General features: G+C 37.6%; 13 protein-coding genes. All 13 read left to right on the forward strand.

The window, feature by feature from the left end; genetic code table 11:
* Window positions 1–2 precede the first annotated feature (2 nt).
* The 13 genes from PAHA3_RS06010 (at window position 3) to PAHA3_RS06070 (ending at window position 14,857) form a co-directional block, all read left to right on the forward strand.
* Window positions 3–437: an Rrf2 family transcriptional regulator gene (locus PAHA3_RS06010; protein WP_062833895.1), complete on the forward strand. Its 435-nt coding sequence runs from the start codon at window positions 3–5 to the stop codon at window positions 435–437.
* Between the two features lie 217 nt (window positions 438–654).
* Window positions 655–1,152, forward strand: a complete 498-nt coding sequence (locus PAHA3_RS06015) for a metallophosphoesterase family protein (RefSeq protein WP_062833896.1) — start codon at window positions 655–657, stop codon at window positions 1,150–1,152.
* A gap of 330 nt (window positions 1,153–1,482) precedes the next feature.
* A complete protein-coding gene (locus tag PAHA3_RS06020) occupies window positions 1,483–2,397 on the forward strand; it encodes a sugar phosphate isomerase/epimerase family protein (RefSeq protein ID WP_062835989.1) in 915 nt (304 codons plus the stop codon).
* Window positions 2,394–3,566: a Gfo/Idh/MocA family protein gene (locus PAHA3_RS06025; protein ID WP_062833897.1), complete on the forward strand. Its 1,173-nt coding sequence runs from the start codon at window positions 2,394–2,396 to the stop codon at window positions 3,564–3,566. The genes PAHA3_RS06020 and PAHA3_RS06025 overlap by 4 nt, the downstream gene beginning before the upstream one ends.
* A gap of 58 nt (window positions 3,567–3,624) precedes the next feature.
* Window positions 3,625–4,722 (forward strand): Gfo/Idh/MocA family protein, encoded by a 1,098-nt coding sequence (locus tag PAHA3_RS06030; protein WP_062833898.1) that lies wholly within the window; start codon window positions 3,625–3,627, stop codon window positions 4,720–4,722.
* Between the two features lie 300 nt (window positions 4,723–5,022).
* Window positions 5,023–5,412, forward strand: coding sequence for a DUF6979 family protein (locus PAHA3_RS06035; RefSeq protein WP_062833899.1), 390 nt, complete (start codon window positions 5,023–5,025; stop codon window positions 5,410–5,412).
* A 170-nt stretch (window positions 5,413–5,582) separates the two neighbouring features.
* Window positions 5,583–6,050, forward strand: coding sequence for a hypothetical protein (locus tag PAHA3_RS06040; protein ID WP_062833900.1), 468 nt, complete (start codon window positions 5,583–5,585; stop codon window positions 6,048–6,050).
* 1,148 nt (window positions 6,051–7,198) lie between these two features.
* The gene (locus PAHA3_RS06045; protein ID WP_062833901.1) at window positions 7,199–10,861 is read left to right on the forward strand and encodes an AlbA family DNA-binding domain-containing protein; all 3,663 of its coding nucleotides are present in this window, start codon (window positions 7,199–7,201) and stop codon (window positions 10,859–10,861) included.
* A gap of 744 nt (window positions 10,862–11,605) precedes the next feature.
* The gene (locus PAHA3_RS06050) at window positions 11,606–12,166 is read left to right on the forward strand and encodes a hypothetical protein (RefSeq protein ID WP_062833902.1); all 561 of its coding nucleotides are present in this window, start codon (window positions 11,606–11,608) and stop codon (window positions 12,164–12,166) included.
* A 135-nt stretch (window positions 12,167–12,301) separates the two neighbouring features.
* On the forward strand, window positions 12,302–12,631 hold the full coding sequence (locus PAHA3_RS06055) for a GrpB family protein (protein WP_062833903.1): 330 nt from the start codon (window positions 12,302–12,304) through the stop codon (window positions 12,629–12,631).
* Between the two features lie 436 nt (window positions 12,632–13,067).
* Window positions 13,068–13,730 (forward strand): DUF1643 domain-containing protein, encoded by a 663-nt coding sequence (locus PAHA3_RS06060; protein WP_062833904.1) that lies wholly within the window; start codon window positions 13,068–13,070, stop codon window positions 13,728–13,730.
* A gap of 124 nt (window positions 13,731–13,854) precedes the next feature.
* Window positions 13,855–14,118 (forward strand): hypothetical protein, encoded by a 264-nt coding sequence (locus PAHA3_RS06065; protein ID WP_062833905.1) that lies wholly within the window; start codon window positions 13,855–13,857, stop codon window positions 14,116–14,118.
* Window positions 14,119–14,218: 100 nt separating this feature from the next.
* Window positions 14,219–14,857 carry a hypothetical protein gene (locus PAHA3_RS06070; RefSeq protein ID WP_167350851.1) on the forward strand — a complete coding sequence of 213 codons (639 nt, stop codon included), beginning with the start codon at window positions 14,219–14,221 and terminating at the stop codon, window positions 14,855–14,857.
* Window positions 14,858–14,893: the final 36 nt, after the last annotated feature.

The following is a 14,893-nucleotide window of genomic DNA, read 5'->3' on the forward strand; positions in this document are numbered from 1 at the left end:
TCATGAGTACTCATTTTTCGGTCAGTGTGCATTGTTTGTTGTTATTGTCACTCAGCGCGCCTGAACGAATCACGTCTGCACATATTGCAGGTAGCGTGAATACCAACCCTGTGGTCGTGAGACGGATTCTGGGCGGACTGAAAAAGGCAGGATTGGTGAATTCCTCTCCTGGAACAAGAGGCTTCTATCTGGCGAAGCCATCAAGTGAGATTACATTAGCGATGATCTATCAGGCAGCCAAGGATGAAGGTCCACTGTTCCCGATTCACGGCAATTGTAACCCGGATTGTGAGGTGGGCTTGCATATAGACAGCCTGCTGACCAATCTGTATCAGGTTGCCGAGGCCAAGGTGGAGCAGTTCTTTGCATCCATTACGCTCGAAGATATGGAGCGATCCAGTTCCCATATGTTAGCTGCCTCACCGCAGGCAGAGTAGATTGCAACAAAGAAAAAAGTGAATGTTCAAAAAGGGTGGTTTTCAGTACCGAGAAGATGGGATGAAGCTAGAAATGGAGTAGCGGAGCGTAGGAAACTACGTGAGCAACGGACATTTCGGCTGAATTCCATATTCGATGCTGCGATGCCGTTAGGCATCCTTCGTAATCAAAAGCGGACTTTTTGAACGACCTCTTAAAGGAAAGGTGGGTTGTTATATGAAAATTGTAGTCATCTCCGACACGCATTGTTCACGAAAATCACGCAAGTTACCAACTCAACTCCTTGATGTATTGCGGAGTGCAGATCTCATTCTTCATGCCGGTGACTGGTCGGATTGGAGTGTACATCCATTACTTAGTGAGTATGCACCAGTTGAAGGAGTAGCAGGTAATACGGACCCGTCCGAAATCGCTGAAAAACTGGGATATTCCCGTATTGTTGAAGTGGAAGGACTTCGTCTGGGTCTTGTGCACGGCCATCTAGGGTCGAAGGGTACAGAGCAGAATGCAATTCATACCTTTGCAGGCCAACATGTGGATGCTGTGATCTACGGACACTCACACATTCCGGTGATGCATACCGTGGACAATACACTGGTTTTTAATCCTGGGTCGCCTACGGATCGGCGTTTTCAGAAGCAATATTCATTCGGCATCATGACGATAGATCAGGGAAAAATACAGGCTGAACACGTGTTCTTTGACCGGGATTAGAGAGAGAGGCACGGGTTGCAAATTGTACGAGTACAAGAACCAGCTACTGAAATTGCGCCTGGATAACTGATAGGGAACCTTTTCCTCAAACATCCTATATATAATTATTGTACAAGGCATCTTTGAACAGAATTGAATCTGTTCCAAGGATGTCTTTTTTGATTTGAGAACATATCATCCTCTTGGGAAGTTATCTCTGAATGGGGAATGTGCCCTGTTCGTTATCTGTCATTCATCTGTTGGCGTTTCCCTCTATGGTGACGTTCAGTGGAGTGATACAATGCCTTTACGACATAAAATGAATACGTTTACATAAGGAGATGATTCATGATGAAACTGTCTGTATTCACCGTGGCTACCCCTGATATAAATGCAGAAGAATTGGCATCGGCTGCGGCAGCAGCAGGGATCGATGGAATCGAGTGGAGATTCCGCGGAATTCCTGAAGATGCGATATCCGAGGAGCCTTCTTACTGGAGAAATAATCGATGTTCGGTAGATCCGAACCGCTGGCAGGAACAGATTCCTGTTTTCCGTGAAGCAGCGGAAGGGCAAGGCAGAAAATCCATCGCACTGGTGCCGTATCTGAACTGTGGAGATTTGTCTGCAACCGAGCAGGCGTTTCAGGCTGCGGCTGGATTAGGAGCATCAATGATGCGTGTGGGTGTTCCGGGATATGATCGCAAGACCAGCTATCTTGAATTGTATCGTAAAGCCGTTCAATACCTGAGTGAAGTACAGGATCTGGCTAAACAGTACAACATCAAGGCCCTCGTAGAAACGCATCATCAGACCATTGCACCAACGGCATCGCTGGCCTATCGACTTGTGCAATCGCTGGACCCGCAGCATGTGGGTGTATTGTACGATCCAGGTAATATGGTGCATGAAGGATATGAGAATCACCGGATGGGACTTGAGTTGCTAGGTCCGTATCTGGCTCATGTGCATGTGAAGAATGCCGGGTGGTTTGAAGCAGAAGCGAATGATTCACAAAAATCTAGTGTGACTGAGAAGAGAAGCGGAGTGGCTCTGAATACAGCCTGGAAATGTCACTGGACTCCTTTGACTGAAGGCATGGTCGATTGGGTACAGATGGTACGGGATCTTCGTGCCGTCGGGTATGACGGATATTACGGAATAGAAGACTTTAGTGGTGCCTTGGAATCCAAGGCGATGTTACAGCATTTTGCAGACGTTTTCGCCGAAATTGAGCGCCGTGTGGACGAGGAGGGGCAGTCATGAGTATCGTACGAGTAGCGGTGATTGGTATAGGAAACATGGGAGCAGCACATGCCAGAACGTTGGTTGCCGGAGAAGTACCCGGTGCAGAGCTGGTCGCCGTATGTGATGTAAGAAGAGAGATGGAGAGCTGGGTATCCAGTCATCTTCCGGCAACGGTAACCTATTGGCAGGATGCTGAGCAGATGATGGCTTCGGGGACGATTGATGCAGTCATTATTGCAACGCCGCACTATGATCATCCGGAACAGGCCATTCAGGCGTTCCAGCATGGCTTGCATGTCATGATCGAGAAGCCAGCCGGCGTGTATACGAAGCAGGTACGCAAGATGAATGAAGCGGCCGCAGCGAGCGGTAAAGTCTTTTCCATGATGTACAACCAGCGGACCAACCCACTCTACATTAAACTGAGAGATTTAATTGCTTCGGGGGAACTGGGAGAGGTACGGCGTACCAACTGGATTATTACGAACTGGTATCGATCCCAGAGTTACTATGATTCCGGCGGCTGGCGGGCAACTTGGGCAGGTGAAGGCGGCGGTGTGCTGATTAACCAGGACCCGCATCAACTGGACTTGTGGCAGTGGACCATTGGCATGATGCCGGTACGCATGCGTGCTTTCTGTTCGTTTGGCAAGTATCGGAACATTGAAGTGGAAGATGATGTAACCGCTTATGTGGAGTATGAAAATGGAGCAACAGGTGTCTTCGTAACGACTACTGGCGAAGCACCAGGTACGAACCGATTCGAGGTCAACGGAGACCGAGGTAAAATCGTGATCGAAGACGGAAAACTTACGTTCTGGCGACTTCGGGAATCTGAACCTGAATTCAATCAGCGGTTTACCGGAGGTTTTGGACAGCCAGAATGTTGGAAATGTGAAATCCCGATTACAGGTGTTGAAACGGGGCACCCGGGTCTGATTCGCAACTGGGTTGATGCGATTCGTACAGGCGCACCACTCATTGCACCCGGTGAGGATGGTATACACGGATTAACATTGTCGAACGCGATGCTGCTGTCTACTTGGACGGATAATTGGGTCGATCTGCCGATCGATGAGGATCTGTTCTACGAGCATCTGCAGGAACGCATTGCTGGTTCAACGACGAAGAAAGACAAGGCATTCAGTGGCAGTCATCCTGCTGATCTGAGTCAGACGTTTAAATAAAGAAGATATATAAGACGAATTCATTTTATTGAAAATTTTATAATGGGGATGGGATGACATGGCTAAAGACGGGATGTTCTATGCACCAAAAAGTGTAACAAAAGAGGTCGTATGTGGTCCGGGTGAGTTCACGATTGCTGCTGTTGCGCTGGATCATGGACACATCTACGGCATGGTTGGGGGATTGTTGGAGGCCGGGGCTACCCTCAAATGGGTGTATGATCCGGATCCGAAGAAGGTAGAGGCATTTCGGAAGCAGTTCCCACAGGCTCAAGTCGCAGCATCGGAAGCTGAGGTGCTCGCAGATGATGAGGTGTTGCTGGTGGCAAGTGCAGCAATCACTTCAGATCGTGCGCCGCTTGGCATGAGAGTTCTGGCCGCAGGCAAGGATTATTTTACAGACAAAGCCCCATTTACCACGCTGGAGCAATTAAAACTTGCACGAGAAGAAGTGAAGCGAACAGGCAAGAAGTATATGGTGTATTACAGTGAACGACTGCATGTAGAAAGTGCAATCTATGCGGGGCAGCTCATTGAACAAGGGGCAATCGGCAAAGTAGTGCAAGTTATGGGTACAGGCCCGCATCGCTTAAATGCTGGAGGAAGACCCGACTGGTTCTTCAAGCATGAGCAGTATGGCGGCATTCTCTGTGATATTGGGAGTCACCAGATCGAACAATTTCTGACGTTTGCATCATGTACGGACGCTGAGGTAGGGTTCAGTCGTGTGCATAACTTCAATCACCCACAGTTCCCTGAACTGGAGGACTTCGGCGAAGCTTCGCTGATCGGGGACAACGGAGCTTCCGGTTACTTCCGAGTGGACTGGTTCACACCGGATGGTCTGGGCACATGGGGCGATGGGCGTACAGTTATTCTGGGAACGGACGGTTATATTGAGCTGCGGAAGTATATCGATGTTGCGAGAGAGCCGGAAGGTGATCAAGTCTATCTGGTAAACCATGAAGGTGAGTTTCGCTACAGCGTGAAGGGCAAGGTCGGTTATCCGTTCTTCGGTCAGCTGATTCGCGATTGTCTGGATCGAACCGAGACAGCCATGACGCAGGAACATGCCTTTAAAGCGGCAGAACTCTGCCTGATTGCACAACATAAAGCGATGAGCGAGCGCGTGGTGTGGAGTAGCGGAGCGAAGTAAATGTTTTAGGTGAAGGGGATCAAAGGTTGATCGCTAAAGGTTATTCGTAATTTTTCTATTGTTGCGTGAAGAAAGAGTAGCCCAAATGTTAAACTGCATCCAACATGTTAGTTACCTAACGAATGGAGCAGTTCGCACTGGGGCTGCTTTTTTTTAGTATCTTCGTGACTTCGCAGATGGATTAATATGGGTTATATTATATGTAGTTCGGATATTCGTTAAAAAGAGAGGTGTTTACGAAGTTCGTAGATATGATGTTAGCCGAAATTATTGCGATAGTAAAAAGAAAGAAGGATTGTTATGGGGAAATATGGTGAAGCAGCAGTGAAAGCTGTCAATTATCTTAAAGAACATAAACATGGTGATCCAATTAAAGCATGGAATGAAGTGACAATAGAAATATTTGGTGAAGGTAGCTCTTCACAGAAAAAGGGATGCCCGAAAAACACTTTTTTAGGTCTATGCGAAGCAGGTCTACTTGAAAGCATTCCAAGAGGAGTTTACACAAATTCAAAAAAGAATAAAGCATACGGGCTAAAGGCAGTAAAAATATTAGGTGAGATTGATAAGGATAAGGATATACATCAAAAAGTATTATGGAAAGAAGTAATTGGAGATCAAAACGTTAAGTACAATTCACAAATGGATGTCATTCTAGGACTATGGAAAGAAGGGATGATCAGGCTTTGAGTGGCTAACTCGAAGAAGACAATAACTCCGGCTAACATAATATTCACGCTGCGGACATTCGTCCTTGGTCTGGCAGTCGCCAGACACCCGACATACGTTGGGTCGTGAATACAGGAACGTTATGCGTAATATCTGGAAAATGAAAATTATATTAGAAAGAGAGATACTTAATGAATATATTTTCTATAGATATGCAGACAAGTAAATATGTCAATGTAGAACATCCTGTAATAACGATTGATGGAATTCCGTTTGATTTATATCTTCATAATTTGTATCCAGATAATTTATATTTAGGTTTAATTCCGACAATTACTGATTGGATTGGACTGAAGGAAGAAGCAGAGTTAGTACTAAGACGTTTTCTTTCAGAAGAAGAGATTGTTATTTTACCAATATTAATGTGTCCGGATGATTGCGATTTAACATGTACACTAATTGTTGCTGAAGTTTTAAAATTAAATGATCAAGTGATTTGGAGACGGATTGGAGTGGATTCTAGTAATCTAGGAATACCATATAATTATGAGTTAGTCGGGAAAGAAGTTACCTGGTTAGATTTAGTGCCCAAAATGAAATTTAGCAAGGATAAATATATTGAGAATCTTAAAACCATTTATAAACATAGTATCTCGTAGAAGTCAGGTACTACGCATAACATAATATTCACGCTTCGGGCCATTCGGCCCTCGGTCTGGCCGGAGTCAGAAGTGGATTCGATGATGCTATTCGCAGTAGGGGGGAAGTGAATTCAGCCAGACACATCCGCACCGACTAACCGCATCCCGACCGATCCCGTTGGTCGCTTAAGTCGGTGGAACGTCGTGAATACAGGGAACGTTATCGGAACAGACTTGCAATAGGATTAAAAAAACCTAAGTTTATGGGAAACAAGATCGAATGACATCGGAAGACAAGATCGGATGAAAAAACGAAGTGAAGAATAAAGATCAAGTAACATTCAAAAGATCAATCGACATATTGAAGAACGAAGACCAATGAAAGTCAAAGGACATAAAAAATCGAAGAACAATGAGATCCCAAAGACACATAAAAACCGATAAAGATGAAGGAACGATTGGAAGATCAAAGAGCAATTTGCAGTAGATTCGAAGAAGGCAAGACCGTCCGATAACATAATATTCAAGCTGTGGCTCCGTTGGAGCCTTGGTCTGAGAGAAGGATTTCGAGGAGGTATTTCAGCAGACAACCCCTTGGGGTTCATGAATACAGGAACGTTATATGCAACCTAAGATAGGGAAACCATAGAATAAAATAATAAGACTTTAAATGTATTATTGCTGTTATTTGATTAGTGCAAAAGCATTTAACAGTAGGCTTAAAGAGAACTTAATGACAGAAGTAGGACTAAGTCAGAAAATTAAAATTGGGAACAATAAATACAAAGTCGCTTCAGAGTAGACAATAAATAGGAGAAAGAGAAAGTTTTTAAATAAAAGTGACTCGAAAAACATTAAGAGAAATCTAAAAAGTCATTGTAGAAAGATAGGAAGAAGACATGAAATTAAGAAAAAAATGATAATATGAAATTAATTTCTGACGTTGTGAGTTTTAAAAAATATAGATTGAATCAATTTCATAATACCTTTGGTTGCTTCAATCAAGGCTAGATATAGATAAAAACGATTTAATTTGTCTATATCTAGTTTCAGAATCGATCATTTAATGAGTTATGAAATTGATTCAGATTGAAAAATATTTTAAAGGTGTTTTAAAAATTTTCTAGAAATACTGATAAATAGATATTTGAGAGGATGTATGAATTTTGGAGAGAACATTGACTGTAACATTGTTGGAGAAATTTTTAGAATCTACAGAAGGTTGGATAGTTGATTTTAAAAAAAAAAATTATGATATTGGAGATGAAAAAAGTAAAGCTAGTTTTGTGAAAGACATTCTTTCGATGGCAAATACAGAAAGAGACAAATCAGCATTCATCATAATAGGGGTCTCTCAAAAGGACAAGTACAAAAATTTTGAAAATATTGATACTGGCATAGACGACAATCCATTTCAGACACTGATTCGTAGTTGTGTTGAGCCTATAGTTACACAATTTTTATATTATACTTTCCCATATAAAGGCTATACTTTAGGTGTTTTTGAAATTCCACGTACTTCAGGAGGGCCATATTATTCTAATAAGAACATTTCTACAAAATTAAAAGCTAAGGAGATTTACTACAGGCAAGGAACAACTAATTCAGAGGCTAACGATTTGAAAAAAGCTGAAATATCCAATTGGATGAAAGGGATGAGAAGTGAGTCATGGCGTAATATTATGGAGTATGCTAACGGTTTTGATGATAAAACTAATAATTACATATTAATTATCGGTCCAGATATTTACTTTAGCCAAGAACAACTTCGATCTTTTTCTCGTGTTTCATGGAGCGGCATTATTGATATATCTGTTGCTTCTGAAGATCAAGGGTTATATAAAGCGACACAGCAAGCATTGAAAGAAAAACGAGGAGTACATTTAATAACGAAGGAATCTGAGAACATTCCTTCGTTTTACGAGAATAATACACTTTTTTGGATAATGGCTGGTGGAGAAAGAGCAATAGGCCAAGGTAACATTAGCAGACGAGAATGGAACAAAAATTATGCGAAAATGACTAGAAATTACTTGGGAGTAATGAGAAATAGTATGACTAAGCCCATTGTAATTATTAGCATTGTTAATAATGAAGAATATATACAAACATTAGACGATATGATTCAACCTATGTTTGATTTGACTACCTTTACCCATCTTATTCTGAGTATTGATGCGGACAAAAAAACAGCGATTGAAGATGATGATTTTTTAAAGATTTCTGTAAGTTCAATCGACTTATATCAATGCATGAATGAAATAGAAGATAATTCGCAAATTAATTACAAACCGAGTTTACCTGCTAAAAATAACACAACAAAACACATAAATGAAACAGCTTGGTTGCAAGAAGAATTAACAGTTGTTTATAAAAATATAGAGTCTTCTATAGAACGTGAAGAAGGCTATACTACAAACCAGTTCTATAAAGGACATTTACTACGATGGGATGAAATGAACCCGCCTAAAGATATTATACGTGATATATACATATCACATTTAGATAGAATAAAAACTAGCTTATTTAACTTAGACTTTGCAAACAACATGATCGAACTGGATTACTCCGCTGGTGCCGGTGCTACAACTTTTGTACGAAGACTATCGTGGGATCTTCATACTTATTATCCAACAGTAATTGTGGATAGAATATCGGTTGCCACTGAAAGTAGGATAAAGTTCCTTCATGATCAAACTGAACTACCCATTTTAATATTTATTGATACTTTACAAGCAAGTGTAAGTAATATCAATGAGTTAAAACGATCTTTAGAAGTGGCTAATATAAAATTTTTCATGTACGTAACTAAAAGGCATTTAAATCATAAACCTAAAAATTCTCTTTACTCTTTGAGTGCAAGCCTTCAAAAGTCTGAGAATAATGCCTTCAAAGTTAAATATTTAGAGCTTGTTGAACAAGAAAACGTAAGTTTGCAGGTTAAGATGAGAAGAAAAAAAGCCGTTGAGGATGTTTTTAATAAAATCTATATGCCTTCGGCTCCTTTCTTTTATGGTTTAGCTGCGTATGAAGATGAGTTTATTACATTGGAAAAATATGTAGGTAACCGCTTAGAGTTATGTACAGAAGATCAAAGAGTCATTCTTCTTACAATTGCTATAGCTTATTATTATGGTTCTGCAGAAATTCCATCTTCTTTATTTAAAAGCTACTTTAATATGAAAGGAATGAATAAATTAGAAAATATATTGAACAAAGGACAAATGGAATTAATTTTTCAAAAAGATTGGCAGTATAAACCAATGCACTATTATGTTGCAAAAGAAATTATTATGAATTTATGTCTAAATGGTTCTAAAGATAGAAGAGCATGGAAAAATAGATTGAAAGAAAGTTTATTTACTTTTATAGATATAATATCGAGTGAAGGAAATAGGGATAATATATTAGTTGGTGAATTAACAAAAATTATTTTTTTTGATAGAGATAATAATGATGAGTATCAAGAGTTATTCTCAAATGCTATTAGCGATTTACCATCCAATGAGGCTAAAAGAGAAGTTTTTCAAAAATTAGTAGATAGTTTCCCTAACAAAGCTCATACTCATGGACACTTTTCAAGATTTTATAATTATGTGCTAAAAGATTATAATTCTGCCTTGGAACAGATAAACATTGCTGTAACTATATCTCCAAGAGATTATAATTTGTTGCATATAAAAGGAACATGCATAAGATCAAAAATAATTGATGAAATAAGCAATAAATGGAATGAAATGGATATAACTAGAGAAGAACTTATTACTATAATTGAGCGAGATACTGAATATGCAGAAGAATGTTTTATTGTTTCTAGAGAATTAAAACCATCAAATATGTACGCCTATGAATCTCAAATTATGATGCTTGTGGACTGTGTAAAGCGATATAAGGAGGTTTACTATCCAAGTGGAACATTTGAGGAAATTATTAAAATTTCTTACAATTATTGGTGTTCAAATTTCATTGATAAGGCTAGAGAGATTTTGAATGAAGCGGAACGTGTACAAAATGATTTGAAAACCAAATTTAGAAAAGAAGAATGTAAAGCGAAGTTAGCAGAGACTGTTGGGGATTTATCATTAGCAATTCAGGGATGGAGTAATTTGCTTTCCAACAAAGATGTTTTTCATCCACCCATACGTAGAAACATTGTAAATGCTTATAAAGAGTTTGCAGATAATAAGTGGGTTAATGTTCCCATAGAAAAAAAAATGCGTGCTCTGAAGCTTTTAGAGGAGAATATTGAGGAAGAATCTGAAAATTCTCGAAATATTATAATGTGGATTGATTTAGTTCGTAGGATTCCAGAGACACAAGAGAATAAGTTAGATCTTATAATTGAAAGATTGCAGTATTGGAACAAAGACAATAATTTATTAGTCAATTATTACTCTTTTGTATTTTTTACTCTAAGATCAATATTAAATAACTCTCAAGCTGATGTGAAAAAAGTTGAACATTATCAAAGTATAAGTGCTGGATTAGCAAGAAATTTACCAAGGCGAAAGTATGCAAGAGATTGGTATGATGCTGCAGGAAATGGGGTTTACTCGTTAGTAGACAATCATGATCTACGTGAAAAATATCCGTCTCTTGAATTTGATGATAGATTAGAAAAAATTGATTCGGTTATCGGAAGAATTCAAACTATTGATCGTGAAGAGTCAGGCACAATTCTTTTGTCTTCAGGTTTGCAAGTACACTTCAATCCTGCTCATAATTCAGATGTGAAATTCTATAAAGGGAAAGATAGCGGAGAGAAAGTATCTTTTAAACTTGCTTTTAGCTATGAAGGATTACGAGCTTACCAAGTAAAACGTGTTTAAAATATTTTATTGTCAATATAAGTTGTAATATTGCTTCTTGTTAATGGTTATTTATATGTCGTTTTCTTTTAGAAGCTACTGTCTACTGGATTCAATAGTCTTTCACATTTAGGTAGCTTTTCTTCTTAAGTCACTTGTCGTCCTGCTTTATTAGAAGAACAAAATAACAGTATAACAATCTATACCTTGGAACTAATATTTGCTAGATAACAGTATATATTGTGTAATGCATTGTGGAACAATGTATTGAAATTGTAAAAAATTAAAAATTAAAGGAAAAGAGAATAAAAACGCCGATTTCTCGATCGGCGTTTTTGGTTTAGGACAAAAAATATTTGAAAATTAAAGGAAATTACAGATCTAAGAACGATTAAAGTCTGAGATTTAGGTTTGGAAGTAGAAACACGGTGTTGCTTTAGATCAGGTGAACGAAATAAGGAAGTTTGAAAATACTTTTAAACCAAAGAGAATTTGAGAAAGCTTGAGGAAGAGTTGAAAAAATATTGGTAAAAGATAGAAAGAAAGCTTAGGATTAAAGAAGGAAAAGATCGAATAATTTTAAAAAAATTTGGAAGGGCATAGGCAGCATATAACATAATATTCACGCTGAGGTCATACGCTCTTGGTCCGGCATTCACCGGACACTCGACATGCATCGAGTCGTGAATACAGGAACGTTATCCGAAACCACTGCAAGACTTGAATACATAAAGAAATTCAAATTTATAAAAGGGAGTTTTGTAAATGATATGGGAATCCAGCTATTGGAAAGAAGATCTTTTAAAACTTTCAGACAAGATTAATAAAGTGTATTTATCAACAGCATACGATGATGATATGTTGGTGGAGTTTGAGAAAGACATAATGATCGTAATGTATTCAGTTAGAAAGCTAGTTGAAGCCAAAAAATTATCTGCTAATACTGAACAAATACAATTACAAGTTAAATCATTTAGAAACAGAAAAAATGTTACAAGATTGAATTGGCATAGAATTCAAGAATTATATGATTTAGATTTAACATCAAATGAAAGTATAAAGGCAAGTTATTTATATAATCAGATAATACATAGTTACATTTTTCTAGTTTCACTGAATGAAGAGGGAATTGTAGAAGGATTTTATTTCACTTCTGATAGGACACGGAATCAAAAATTGTTTTATATTGCATTAAGGCAATTAGATAGGTATATAAATATAGTTGGAAATGATAATCCTGTAGAAGAAAGATACGAATACAACAAAATTATTGAAGATTATATAAACGTTGCAAGCACATCGAAGAGGGATCATGGCATCGGATAACATAATATTCACGCTGCGGACAGTCGTCCTTGGCCTGGCATTCGCCAGGCACTCGACATGCGTCGGGTCGTGAATACAGGAACGTTATAAGAAATTGGCGAAGAGCTTTAAAAATCTTTAAAGTTGGTGATCTCGATGAAGGAACCAGTGATTATTGAGCCGTACAGCGATAATTGGCCAAGTCACTATAATGAATTAAGAGCCCAGATCATAACGGAAATTGGCTCTGATGTATATAAAATTGATCATATTGGATCGACGGCAGTAGCGGGCTTAGCAGCTAAGCCCATTATTGATATTCAGATATCTGTGAGGGATTTAAAAAAAATAGAGACAATGATATCGGGACTTGCATCTTTAGGACATCATTATCGTTCAGATAATGATGATTTAACTAAGAGATATTTCAGAGCTCATTTACAATTCAATTCAATCATAAAGAAAAACACCTTGCTGAAAAATTAGGAAGTATAGAATTAATAAAAAAATTATCATTGATAAGAGTTTAGAAACTAACGACCTAAAAATTTTACTAGTCACTGACCATGATTTAGGAAACATTGATCGTTATAATTTTAGAGAAATTCCGATGATAGAAGATACTGATTTGTATTTACCTAAAAATTTTACTCTTGTTTATGCTAGTGCTGATAAAAAGAATGACAGCATATTAAATAGTATGATTAGTCAATGTGACCAGGAAGCTGGTAGAATTTTGAAGGAAACAATGCAGTGATTTTAGTAAGAAGCTCAAGAAGACAGTAACAGCGTATAACATAATATTCACGCTGCGAGCATTCGCTCTTGGCCCGGCATTCGCCGGACACCCGACATATGTCGGGTCGTGAATACAGGAATGTTATCTGTAATTCATAAACAATTTACTTAAGGGGGTTGAAAAGTGGAATATAAAAAATATCAAGTTGATGTAGATAGCATTAAGGTAGAACCCGATACTGAAGGTTGCAAAGTTAGATCTTTGTTACAATTAAGCTTGAATAAGATTTCGAATAGTAAAAATGTAACTATAATTATGATGAATCCTTCAAAAGCAAATCAGAAATCCTCTGATCAAACAATCAATAGAATCATTGATTTTTTCTATAATGAGCAAACATTAAATGTGAAAAATATAAAAGTTGTTAATCTATTCTCTTTTTATAATCCAAAGTCAATTACATTACATGAAAATGTGAACTTATCAGAAGAAAAATTAAGTCTTTTAGTACAAAATAATCAAAACGTAATTGGATTATCGATCAAAGAGAGTGACTATGTTTTTTTAGGATGGGGAAACAGTCCTGAAGGATTTTACGAAACTGCTTTTTATTCTCAAGTGATTTATGTGTTGGCAGAAATCAAGCGTTATAAAGAGAAGAAAACTTTTGTATTTAAGATTGATAATAAAAGGGCTAACTCTCAAGAGACCTTGACTAAATCTAAAAACCCTGTCCATCCAATTAATGGACCGATACTAGACAAGGTAGAAGTGAAAATTGATTCTTTGTATAGAATATTACCAACAGATAATAAAGAGATTTTAGATGGAATTCATGAACTATAGATAACATAATATTCACGCTGCGGACATACGTCCTGGGTCCGACATCCGTCGGACACTCAGCATACGCTGAGTCGTGAAATACAGGAACGTTAGATGACATTATTAAAATGAGGAGCAACGAATGATGGAAGAAAGAGAAGTTAAAGAATATGTAATAGAAGATCTTGTAGAAAATGGAGTAGAAGAAGAAACTTCAAAGAAAGGGAACATTACAGAGTTTCTAAATAGAATAGAAGATGGGATTATAGAGGCTAAGTCTCAAATTAAGAAGACGACAAAAGATAAGAAAGCATATTTTGGATTGTCAATTGCTTTTGCTGCTCCAATAGCTGCAAAATATTTTGGTCAATTTAATCTTAATAATACTACACCTTGTTGGAAAAGGTAAAGCTTCTATATTTACTGGCTTTTGCAATTACCATGATCAAAATATATTTCAGCCAATTGAAGAAAATGAATATAGACTAAATGATTTAAAACAAAATTACTTGTTTGCTTATCGAGCATTTGCTTTAGCGTACTATGAACGGCATAGTACATTTGGCTTTATGAAAGAACACTTTCAAATCAAGAAACAGCGTGGAGATAATACAGAAGAAATTGAACAAAAAATTCAGTTTTACGAAAAACATTTGAATTTCATAGAGAATTTAAGAAATAGTATGAACAGCAACTTAGATAATAAGCGATTTGAAAGAATCAGTACAGAAGTTTTAGTTTGGCCACGTAATTATGGAGTAGCAGCTACTTCTATGTTTTTTGTAGATAAGGATGTGCAAGGGAAGGTGATAAATAATCCTTTGTATTATATTTCTCCATTCTTTTTTACTATTATACCTACGGAAAGCAATACAGTTGTTTTAATGAGTTACCTTACAAAGGATAAAAATAGATACAAATTTTTAAAAGATCAAATTGTAAAAGCACCGTTGGATCAACAAAAGGTTTTGATCTCTAATATTCTTGCGATGAACGTAGAGAACTTTTTTATTTCACCAAAACAATGGAATAAAACTCTTATTGAGATTCGACAACTTTATACTGAGATTTTGAAAAATACTATGGGAAAAGAGAAGCCTGGAATAGGCCATTTTAAAAAATTAAATATATTTCTAGATATTGATTGATTCATTGTAAGGTTATTCATAGTAGTTGACACCTTC

This window comes from Paenibacillus amylolyticus, from assembly GCF_001570725.1.
GTDB classification, from domain to species: Bacteria; Bacillota; Bacilli; order Paenibacillales; family Paenibacillaceae; genus Paenibacillus; species Paenibacillus amylolyticus_A.